Here is a 10,988-nt window from a genome sequence, read left to right as displayed (position 1 = left end):
GCTTGGTTTATCACCGGATATCTTTCAAACAGCAGTTTAGCTCTCGTAAGCTGCGAAGCAGTCCACTTATCTCTGGGCTTAAAAAGTAAATATCTGCTTCTGGCAAGCAATTGTTTTAAAGTATCGCCGTTTTCCAGCAATTCTGGTTCGTACGCCTTACCAGTAGCTTTTGCAGTCTTAATAGCGTCGTTTTCCTGATCCAGCGCCTCCCACCGATATTTGATCCTTATTTCCTGTACTGCGTCATTGGCTAGTTTCTGAACATGGAAGCGATCAATAACCTTGTCAGCTTTAACGAAACACCGAGTCACAATCCGGTTCATATTAGCAGCCATGTCCAAAGTTACTTCCCGCACTGTGTCCCGAATTCGTTTAGGAATTTTTCTCAAAACTTCAATAACTTCCTCTGCCTTAGTGCCTTTAACCATTGCGACAAGTGCACCTTTCTTACCTTTGGCAGATTTATTGGTAACGATGGTGTAGAGTTCGCCGTTGGAAAGAGCTGTTTCATCGATACTCAAATGAGCTCCTGTATTATTAGAATATAGCATCCAGTCTTCCGCATGTTCTCTTTGATCCCAGTCCTTGTAGTCGCTTATATGGTGCTTGTATTGCTCTTGTAATTGTTTTCCGTCCAGGTGGAAGTATTTGCCTAGCTGAAAGCAGCTAACTGGATTATTATCAATACATTCCTTTTAAAAAATCAGCAAACTCTTTTGTCATTCGAGTTCCCTGTTGCACCACTTTCCAATCTCTGGTTATAATCTCACCCGTATTTTTAACCTCCCAGCGGCGACGCTTAATACAGAGCGTAACTTTCTGATTACGAATAGGAAAGTCCTGGATGTAAATCTCCGGAAGAAAGCCTTTGGACTCCAACCTCTCGTCTTTAAACTCCACGGGAGCAATATTTTTCTCCTCAAGGTAAATGTTCAAGCCAGGAATGGACTCTACAATGTTGGTTAATTCGAAATATTCAAGAATTCCTTCTGGCAATATAACACGGGCCAGAGCTTCGTAGGAGTTATTCAATGTAAACAGGATTGGTTCTGGCTGCAAAACAAATAATTTATTTCCTTCCCCCCAACTTTTCCGCTTGATCCGGTTTAGACTGTAGGTTATGCACCATTTGTCATCTAAATTTTGCATAATTCATGCATTTCCTTCCCCCCAACTTTTCCGCTTGATCCCATGTATGCAATTTGTATGCAAGCCACAAAAAAAGCACCTACCAAATAAATGATAAGTGCTTAAGTATTAGGGCTCCCGAAGCTGGGCTCGAACCAGCGACCCTCTGATTAACAGTCAGATGCTCTAACCGACTGAGCTATTCGGGAATTCATATTTTCAGATCGTTCATCTGAATTGTGGTGCAAATGTATACCAATCTTAAATACGACGCAAGTGATTAATGAAAAAAAAATTTACCCCTGCACCTTGTCTAGAATTAACTGCTTGACTTTCTTGGCATCACCCTTCGAAAAATTATTAATAATTATTTCGGGACGCATCCGTGGGATGATCCGTATGGTTGAAAAAAAGATTCCACTCTCAATCTCTACACCCGAAATATCGGCATAGAAAACGAAATTATCGTTGCTCTTAAATAGTTTACGCACCTTAAAGGTTACTCCCTTTTCACCAAAAGATACTTCGTCAGGAAAAAATGGATTCATCAATCCGCTGGCACTGAAACGCTCGTTCATATTTATTTTAGGTTATACTGGCTTGGTTAAACTCTTTATAAAGGTACATATACTACCTTCTTTGTTTCAAAAAAATCTTCTTCAAAATAGTCGGGCAGCTCATACAGCTTGGTCTTTACTCCCGCTTCCGCAATCTCTTCTTTTAGATCGCCTCCTTTGAGATATAAAATTCCGTTCCTGAGCTCGTGAAAGGAGTTGCGACTAATTTTATTGCGCACCCATCCGACAAATGGCCCCAAGCGGGTAACGGCCCTGCTCACGACAAACTCATAGGTGTCGGTCAGCTTTTCGGCTCGTATCTGCTCAGCTTGTACGTTGGCAAGGCCCAGCTCCTGAGCAATGGTCTGCACCACCCTAATCTTCTTGCCGATGCTATCCACCAAATGAAACTGAGAGTCGGGGTTCATGACAGCCAAGGGAATCCCCGGAAATCCACCTCCTGTACCCACATCCAGCACACTGGTGCCTGCCTTGAAAGGTTGTACCTTGTATATTCCCAAAGAATGCAGCACGTGGCGCTCATAAAGTGTCTCGATATCCTGGCGTGAAATCACGTTTACCTTCGCATTCCATTCTGTATAAAGCGCACCCATCTGAGCAAACTGCTCCTTCTGTCGGTCGGTCAGATCGGGGAAATATTTCAATATTAATTCCATGTCGTTCTTGGTTTTCGTTTGGTGAAGTTGATCCACCCAAACACGATATAATACAAATATAATGCAAAGTCCATAGGCAAGATGCTATACCAGCCTAATGTTCTGCCTAGCTTATTATTGATTCGGGCCAACAAGAGTAGTTGAATAAGCCAGCGTCCGCCCCATATCCCCCCCAACATAGATAGTATGTGCCAGTCGCGAAACAAAATCCCTAAACCTAAAACAGCTAAGGCAAGGGTCCAGATCATCACATGAGCCCCCGACAGAAGGGCCAGTAAAACCTTGTTGCGGGTACGGTAAAATTGACTGACAGAAAGATGCCGGGTTTTCTGCCGGTACCAGTCGTGCCAACTGGTTTTGGGATAGGAATAAGCAAAAGCACGCTCATCTACACATATAGATGTATTACGGGCTGTGGCTACTTCATTCATAAAGATATCGTCGTCGCCCCCGTAAATTCTATTATGTCGATAGAAGCCTTTATTGGCAAAAAACACCTCGCGACGGTAGCCTATATTCCGACCCACCCCCATATAGGTAAATCCCGCAAGTGAAAACGAGAGGTACTGAACGGCGGTATAAAAAGTTTCGCACCGTATAAACCAATTGAGCAATCCCGGAAACCGATAGTAGGGAGAAAAACCGAGGACGATGTCCTTCTCGGCGCCCATGGCAGCTACCATTGCGGAAATCCATTGGTCAGACTGAGGACGACAGTCAGCATCTGTCATCAGCGCCACAGGGTAGCGAGCCTGCTTCATCCCTACGGTCAGGGCATATTTTTTAGGAGTAATATGGTCGAATCGCTCGTTGATACGGATATATTTAACGTGCTTCCACTGGCTAATATGGGCTTTGATATATTCCTCACTTCCGTCATCAGAGCGATCGTCGAGCAGTATGACCTCGAATAAAGGGTAATCCTGGTCATCCAGCAGTGGCAGTAATTCCTCAAGATTTTCTCGCTCGTTCCAGGCGCATACCAAAACCGAAACTCCTTCTTGCGGAGCTGCAGCAGGCTTCGGGGAAAAGAAAGCCAGCCTGGCAAAGAAAAGCATATAATAAATTAACTGAATGGACACGAAAGCCATCAGTATATACAGTAAAAGATCGGTCACTATAGAAGGGTGTTGTATTATTTAACTATTTAAGTACAAATATACAGGCATTGTCAAGATTGTTCGTTGGGGAGTACCTATTTTTGCACAAACAAACAGAGCAAGCATACATGAAGTTTAGCTTACAAGCCCAGGATGGAGCCAGCAAAGCCAGAGCTGGATTGCTGGAAACCGATCATGGGACCATTCAAACCCCGATTTTTATGCCAGTGGGGACGGCAGGGACGGTAAAAGCCGTCCATCAACGTGAATTGAAAGAAGATATCAAAGCTCAGATCATACTGGGAAATACATACCATCTTTATCTTCGCCCCGAACTGCCGGTGCTCCAAAAAGCGGGAGGCCTCCATAAATTCAATGGCTGGGACAAACCAATATTGACCGATAGCGGTGGATATCAGGTATACTCTTTGGCCGGTACGGGTCGCAAGATTAATGAGGAAGGTGTAGTATTTAAATCCCACATTGATGGCAGCATCCACACTTTTACTCCCGAAGGGGTTATGGATATACAGCGCGCTATAGGCGCGGATATCATCATGGCCTTTGACGAGTGTACCCCCTACCCTTGCGACTATGGCTATGCTCGCAAGTCAATGGAGATGACGCACCGTTGGCTACAGCGTTGCTGCCAACGTTTCGACAGCACGGCACCTCACTACGATTATCAGCAAACCTTGTTTCCTATTGTGCAAGGCAGTGTATATAAAGACCTTAGGGAGCAGTCAGCAAAATTCATTGCCGATCAGGGACGGGAAGGAAATGCCATTGGTGGGCTGTCGGTAGGAGAGCCAGCCGAAATAATGTACGAATTAACGGAGGTTGTCTGTGACATTTTGCCTCAGGACAAGCCCCGCTATCTGATGGGCGTAGGAACCCCAGCCAACATTTTGGAGTGTATAGCTCTAGGTGTAGACATGTTCGACTGCGTAATGCCTACCCGGAATGCGAGGAATGGCATGATTTTTACTACGGAAGGAATTATTAATATCAAGAACGAAAAATGGAAAGATGATTTATCGGAACTGGATATTAATTTGGGCGGGTATGTGAGTACTACCTATAGCAAAGCCTACCTTCGCCATCTGATCAAGTCAGGTGAAATGCTGGGGGCGCAAATCGCCAGCGTACAAAACCTGACCTTTTACCTGTGGCTGGTTAACACGGCCAGGGAAAAGATCTTGGATGGGAGCTTCCTTCCCTGGAAGGAGCAGATGGTAATAAAGCTTATGCAACGCTTATAATTTGGTGAAAATGGTAAGTTATCTCTGGTGGACGAAAAGGAAAACGTTTAAAAAAATTGATAATTCTAAAATCGTGGTTGATTTAATGATATTGTTAATCTATTTTTGTGCCCACTAGGAATAAGGTAAATTCCCATCTAGCCATGAATGTTTATTTATCAATCTGATTGACTTCAATCGATACCTGGTTAATCTAAAAAAACGCTAACTTGAATAGTATGAAAAAAGTATCCCAGTTATTTAGTACACTCGCTTTGGGAACCTTAATGGCGCTACCTGCTGCCGCGCAGCCTCTTGTGCAGCCCAATTCACCAGACTACAACCCAAAAGCAACTTATGATGGTCCATACAAGTTAAATACTTGGTCTATTTCCGCACACTTCGGACCTTCTATGTTTTTCGGAGATTTACGGGAATACGATTTCTGGCCAGTTACCAAGACAAGTTCGGACAGCCATAAAGAATCTGGTACTATTCAAGGAGGAATTAGTATCAATAAACAAATTTCATATTTGTTCGGTGCTCGCTTAGACGGTTCTATTGGTAATCTTCGCGGGATGAAGCGTCGTAACTACAACCGTTATTTCGAAGGAAATTATGGGGATGTTAGCCTTTCCGGTACGGTAAACCTGAAGGGGCTTCTTATGGGCCCTAACAAGATGAAACGTTGGAAAGTAGATGCATATGCAGGTATTGGCCAGGTTTTCTACGATGCTACTGCCTATAGCTTAACAGGTGGAATAGAGCTTCGTACTACTGGTAAGAAAAATGACTGGACCGTTCCAACCGGATTGAACGTATCTTACGAATTGACGAAACGTCTGGACCTTGGTCTTGACTTCCGCCTAACTCATACCAATTCAGATTACCTGGATGCTACTTATGGTGGAGATTACGATCTTACTCCTGGCAGCTTTGTAATTGCCGATCAGAAAACTTCCCGTAAAGGAAACTCTGAGCTTGACTCTTATGGATATGGTGCGATTCAATTGACTTTCAAACTAGGAAAAAATCCTTTGAAAGTACAGAAGGTCGATGGCAAGTGGGATTACAAGCCAGAAGAAGGCGGGTACTACAACCTACGCTATACCGATCCTCGCGTATTGGTGAAGCCACCAAAGATTCTTACGCTTGAAGAAATGGACTCAGTAGCTAAGGCTAACCGTCCAGAAGATATTGACCCACGTTTGTTACTGGATACCGATGGTGATGGCGTTTCTGACTTCTTCGACAAGGAGCCAAATTCTCCAGCAGGAAGTATTGTTGATGGTGCTGGTCGCGTATTAGACTTCGACTCTTATGTTAAAAATGCATTGGCAACCGGCGCTGCATGTAGCGAAATTTTCGCCAACGTACAGTTCGATACAGATAAAAATGTTATTCAACCTGAATTCCAGGAGATGTTGAAAAACGTTGCTGCATTGATGAACAAAAATGGTTGTCGTCTACAATTGGCCGGTCATGCCGACCGTCGTGCGACAGATCGTTACAATATGGCGCTTTCTCGCCGTCGTGTAGAAGCTGTTAAAAACTTCTTGATCAACGAAGGTGGACTGAAAGACCCAAGCAAGGTAATTGTTGACTACTTCGGCTCATTCAAGCCTATAGCAGACAGCTCTACCCGCCAGGGACTCGTTAAAAACCGTCGTGTAGAATTGAAGCTTCTTCCTTAATCGGAAACCTTCAGTTAGCATATCATATGAGAAAGGCTCCCCATGGGAGCCTTTCTCATATCTATTCATTAAATTTGCATGACACAGGCTATTAAAGCAGCTTCTTACCAAGAACCATTTTCATGAAAAATTACGATTATCTTATTGTTGGCGCCGGACTCTGGGGATCAGTCTTCGCACATGAAGCGACAAAAAGAGGCAAAAAATGCCTTGTAATCGATCGCAGAACGCACACCGGCGGTAATATCTACTGCGAAAATGTAGAGGGCATTAATGTCCATAAATATGGGGCTCATATCTTTCATACCAATGATAAAGAGATATGGGACTATGTGAATTCCTTCGTGGAATTTAATCGATATACCAATTCTCCCGTAGCGAATTATAATGGTGAGCTGTACAATTTACCATTTAATATGAACACCTTTTACCAGCTTTGGAAGGTAAAAACGCCAGCTGAAGCCCAGGCAAAAATTGCCCAACAGGTACAGGAAGCAGGCATTACCGATCCACAAAATCTGGAAGAGCAGGCCATTTCGTTGGTAGGTACCGATATTTACGAAAAACTAATTAAGGCTTATACCGAAAAGCAGTGGGGACGCCCCGCTACCGAATTACCTGCTTTTATTATCAAGCGCTTACCTGTGCGGTTTACATTCGATAATAATTACTTCAATGACCGCTACCAAGGTATACCGAATGGAGGCTATAATAAGCTAACAGAGGGTCTTCTGGAAGCTGTAGAAGTACGTCTAGGCGTGGACTTTTTTAAGGACAGAGAGGCCCTCACCGCCTTAGCAGACACCGTAGTGTACACAGGTCCCATCGACGAATACTTCGGATTTGCGCATGGGCAGCTTGAATACCGCAGTCTGCGATTCGACAATCAAGTGCTGGATCAGGAAAACTATCAAGGCAATGCCGTGGTCAATTATACCGATTCTGAAACTCAATATACCCGAATCATAGAGCATAAACATTTTGAATTTGGCACCCAGCCCAAAACAGTTATTACCCATGAATATCCACAGGAATGGGTAAAAGGGGCCGAGCCGTATTATCCCGTAAATAATGATAAGAATACGGAGATATTCAAAAAATATAAAACATTGGCAGCTTCGGAGACACAGGTAATCTTTGGGGGACGCCTAGCCGAATACCGCTATTATGATATGCATCAGGTAATAGGATCGGCTTTAAAGAAGGTTAAGGTCCACTTCGACGGGGTACTTCAGGATTAATACCCATTTAACAAATAGAATAAAACGGCACAGAGCAACAGAGTTCTGTGCCGTTTTTCCATGCTACCCCTCTGCTCAGCCTCCTCTTAGCAATCTTCAGCTCAGAATCGTACCGATATTTAGGATAAATGTGTTAAATTAACGAAAGTTATTCATCACAGTACCCATTTATGTTGCATACCATTGGAACCGATTTACATATTCATGTGCTCCCAGGCATTGACGACGGCTCCCGAAGCATAGAAGAAAGCAAGTCTATTATTACACAACATTACCAGTCGGGCATACGCAGGATTATTGCCACCCCGCATATACGCTCCGACTTTTTTTTGAATACCAAAGCAAGTATACTGGCGGCCTTTAATTCCGTCGTAGAAACGGCTTCGAAGGACTGGCCCGACCTTGAGATTTCTTTTGCAGCAGAATATTTCGCCGACGACCATTTTGTAGAGTTGCTGGAAAGGAGAGAAATATTACCACTTTTTGACAATAAGGTACTGGTAGAGACTTCCATGCGTTTAGAACAGCCCTTCTTTAAACAAATATTAAGAAAAATGATTGACCTGGGCTGGAAGCCCGTATTGGCGCATCCAGAGCGCTACCGTCCTTGGTGGAATACCAGGACAATTTACGACGAGATCTATGAAATGGGTGCCATCTTTCAGGTGAACCTACTTTCGCTGGCAGGCAAATATGGACCCAAGCAGCAGGAAGTTGCTGAAAGGCTGATTATGGAGGATAAAATAGGTGCAGTAGGTAGCGACCTGCACCGCAGTAGTCAATATGCCGACGTGTTAAAAGCTACCGAAAGTCCTTACTTTACTCAACTATCTGAACGACCTCTGTTGAATAGGAACGAGCTTGGATAGAAATTATGACCAGAACGGTAAGTGACCGGGCCTTCTTCGAAAGCAGGAAAGGCCAACACGATTCCGTCGACCTGAAAGCCCTGCTCCGAATGGGCGCAAGTCGATGGTACTGGATGCTTGCAGCCTTGCTGGTCGCATGTATGACGGGATGGCTATATTTTCGGTTAGCCCCTTCTCGCTATACTGCTCAAGTTACGCTCAAATACCTGGAACGGCACTCAGAACTAGACGAACTAGGCCAAAGTCGACCCGCCTATCTTTTCACTAACAACCATGCCGACTACCTGACCGAAAAGTTTAATGTAAAATCTCAAGCAGTAGTTGAAGATGCCGTCGGAAAATTGAACCATCCTTTCACCTTTTACAGGATAAAAGATTTCAGGAAGATAGATGTTTATCCTTTTCAGGCCTTAAAAACCAGTATCCTACATTACCAGGCTAAGGCATTTACCCACGGAACCTTTATACTCGATCCCGATCTTACCTTACATTATCATTCTGAAACTTTCAGTCGGAGCTGGAAGCTCATAGGAGGCGAAACCATACGAGTTCCCGGTCTGAGCTTTCATATCGACCGTATTCTTACTGCTCCGGGGTACCAATATCGCTTTCTCTTTAACGATCCTTCCCTTTGGGCGAAAATACTTTCTGAAGATATCAAAATGGCAGAGGTAGAAGAAGCCATGCCGGTAATGCACCTTTCCTTCACCCATACCAATCCAGAATTCACGCAAGACTTCCTGCGTCATCTTATCCGCTCTTACCAGGACTTCGACCTTCTAAAAAAACAGCACTCCCACGATATATCACTGGCCTTCATAAGGCAGCAGCTCACTATTTATGCCGACTCTATGCGCCATGCAGCCCAAAAGTTAGAGGCTTTTAAAGAGTCTCAGGGCATGCTGACCCTTTCTGACGCCAGCCAATCACTACTCAGCCAGCAAGAGGTGCTGACCAACCAATTGCAAAAACTTCAGCTTCAAGGCTCGTTTTTGGATATGATCAAAGAAAATATTTCCAGAAAAAATGAGCCCGTTCCCGCCCTTTCCCTAGGCCTGGATGCCTCAACAGAATCCAGTTTCACCGCTCAACTCAATCAATACAATCAAATACTTTTCCGAAGAAAAGAACTTTTACTAACCCATCCTTCCCAGGCACCTCAGGTTTTGCTGCTGGATGGGCAGTTATCATCTTTGCAAACGCAAATCCACCAAAGTCTTCTCTACCAGCAGGACAAAAACCAGGTAGCATCTCGTCTGTTAGAGCAACAAATCGGAACCGTGCGCCAGCAGCTGGTACTGCTTCCCCAGCTGGAGAAAAACAGAATTTACTTACAAAGTAATTTTGATATCAACCAACGCATTTATAACCTGTTAAGGGACAAAGAAATCGAATCCTCGATTATTAGAGCTGGGATATTACCCACCTTCGCTTTGATTACCGCTCTCGATCTTCGGCAGGATGCGCCCCAACCCTGGCAAATCGGGGGGCTAAGTCTATTAACAGGCCTTATCCTGGGAGTAAGCGCGCTCCTGCTCGCACGTAGCCGTCAGCTGAGCTTCGAAAGCCTCCATCACTTCGATTATCATAAAGATATTCCCCTATGGGCCGTGCTTCATCGATATAAGGGACGGCTGAATCAGACTCCGATCGACCTCATCCGTCTAGGTTCGGATCGTAGTATTTTCACTGAAGCCGTTAACCTGCTCAGGAGTCGTATCTCCTTAGAAATACCCGTTCCCCAAAAAAATAGTGTAGGGCTGCAGATACTCGTCACCTCACAGATGGCCGGAGAGGGTAAGACCTTCGTCTCGCTTAATCTGGCTCTATCATTGGTCCGGCTAGGCAAATCGGTCCTGCTGATAGGTGCCGACTTGCGAAAGCCTCAGCTAGGCAACTATTTCCCAGAAGCAGACCTAGGGATGAGCGAGTTTCTTCAGGCTGACCGCCGGGATTACCAAGCTCTTATCCATCGGGATCCTGTTACCCAAATCGATTATATCGATGCAGGTTCACCGCCCCAGCAGCCAGGTGAGTTGCTTCAATCCCCATCATTCCCGGCACTCCTGACATACTTTAAGCAACAATATCAGTACGTCGTGATCGACTCGGCCCCTTTAGGCCTCGTTGCCGACACGCTGCCACTGGTCACCTCAAGCGATGTCACCTTATTTGTGGTGCGGTGGCTCCGATCTCACAGACATGTACTAGCCTTCGCACGGCAAATTTCCAGACAGTATCCTACAGCGAATCTTAAGGTTATCCTCAACGCCTATTATTCCGACCCGCTTTATGAGCCCTACGACGAGCAACACCGCCATAAAGAAATGAAGGCACAATATGGTTTGGAAAAATACGGAACGAAAGGATATGTCGATGAAATGATCAAGCTTCCCTGGTACAGAAAGTTTCTCTGTTTTTGAAACCACCCTACAGTTACCATTTTTGTCTAATACGTCTAAAAAGAGTTCCCGGAAAGGC

General features: G+C 44.6%; 10 protein-coding genes and 1 tRNA gene. 5 read left to right on the top strand and 6 right to left on the bottom strand.

Annotation, left to right across the window (positions count from 1 at the left end; all coding sequences use genetic code 11):
* The 6 genes from X939_RS0116665 to X939_RS0116640 all read right to left on the bottom strand — a co-directional run.
* On the bottom strand, nucleotides 1-638 hold a 638-nt coding region (locus X939_RS0116665), incomplete at its 3' end, for an ISAon1 family transposase (protein WP_445447074.1).
* Between the two features lie 43 nt (nucleotides 639-681).
* Nucleotides 682-1,149, bottom strand: coding sequence for an ISAon1 family transposase N-terminal region protein (locus X939_RS22550; RefSeq protein WP_025764432.1), 468 nt, complete (start codon nucleotides 1,147-1,149; stop codon nucleotides 682-684).
* Between the two features lie 114 nt (nucleotides 1,150-1,263).
* Nucleotides 1,264-1,337, bottom strand: a tRNA-Asn gene (locus X939_RS0116655).
* An 87-nt stretch (nucleotides 1,338-1,424) separates the two neighbouring features.
* Complete coding sequence (locus X939_RS0116650; RefSeq protein WP_025764431.1) at nucleotides 1,425-1,706, bottom strand: hypothetical protein; 282 nt, start codon at nucleotides 1,704-1,706, stop codon at nucleotides 1,425-1,427.
* Between the two features lie 35 nt (nucleotides 1,707-1,741).
* Nucleotides 1,742-2,362 carry a 16S rRNA (guanine(527)-N(7))-methyltransferase RsmG gene (rsmG, locus tag X939_RS0116645; RefSeq protein WP_025764430.1) on the bottom strand — a complete coding sequence of 207 codons (621 nt, stop codon included), beginning with the start codon at nucleotides 2,360-2,362 and terminating at the stop codon, nucleotides 1,742-1,744.
* The gene (locus X939_RS0116640; RefSeq protein ID WP_052353481.1) at nucleotides 2,353-3,480 is read right to left on the bottom strand and encodes a glycosyltransferase; all 1,128 of its coding nucleotides are present in this window, start codon (nucleotides 3,478-3,480) and stop codon (nucleotides 2,353-2,355) included. Before X939_RS0116640 ends, rsmG begins: the two co-directional genes overlap by 10 nt.
* 110 nt (nucleotides 3,481-3,590) lie before the next feature.
* On the opposite strand from X939_RS0116640, the gene tgt reads away from it, so the two are divergent.
* The 5 genes from tgt (at nucleotide 3,591) to X939_RS0116615 (ending at nucleotide 10,930) form a co-directional block, all read left to right on the top strand.
* On the top strand, nucleotides 3,591-4,724 hold the full coding sequence (tgt, locus tag X939_RS0116635; RefSeq protein ID WP_025764428.1) for a tRNA guanosine(34) transglycosylase Tgt: 1,134 nt from the start codon (nucleotides 3,591-3,593) through the stop codon (nucleotides 4,722-4,724).
* Nucleotides 4,725-4,942: 218 nt separating this feature from the next.
* On the top strand, nucleotides 4,943-6,397 hold the full coding sequence (locus tag X939_RS0116630; protein ID WP_025764427.1) for an OmpA family protein: 1,455 nt from the start codon (nucleotides 4,943-4,945) through the stop codon (nucleotides 6,395-6,397).
* A gap of 122 nt (nucleotides 6,398-6,519) precedes the next feature.
* The gene (gene glf, locus X939_RS0116625; protein ID WP_025764426.1) at nucleotides 6,520-7,638 is read left to right on the top strand and encodes a UDP-galactopyranose mutase; all 1,119 of its coding nucleotides are present in this window, start codon (nucleotides 6,520-6,522) and stop codon (nucleotides 7,636-7,638) included.
* 170 nt (nucleotides 7,639-7,808) lie between these two features.
* A complete protein-coding gene (locus tag X939_RS0116620; protein ID WP_025764425.1) occupies nucleotides 7,809-8,507 on the top strand; it encodes a tyrosine-protein phosphatase in 699 nt (232 codons plus the stop codon).
* Nucleotides 8,508-8,512: 5 nt separating this feature from the next.
* Nucleotides 8,513-10,930 carry a polysaccharide biosynthesis tyrosine autokinase gene (locus tag X939_RS0116615; RefSeq protein ID WP_025764424.1) on the top strand — a complete coding sequence of 806 codons (2,418 nt, stop codon included), beginning with the start codon at nucleotides 8,513-8,515 and terminating at the stop codon, nucleotides 10,928-10,930.
* Nucleotides 10,931-10,988: the final 58 nt, after the last annotated feature.

It is taken from the genome of Dyadobacter tibetensis Y620-1 (genome assembly GCF_000566685.1).
Lineage (GTDB): Bacteria > Bacteroidota > Bacteroidia > Cytophagales > Spirosomataceae > Dyadobacter > Dyadobacter tibetensis.
Note: the sequence above shows the minus strand (reverse complement) of the source record. Positions and strands in the feature narration are given on the sequence as shown.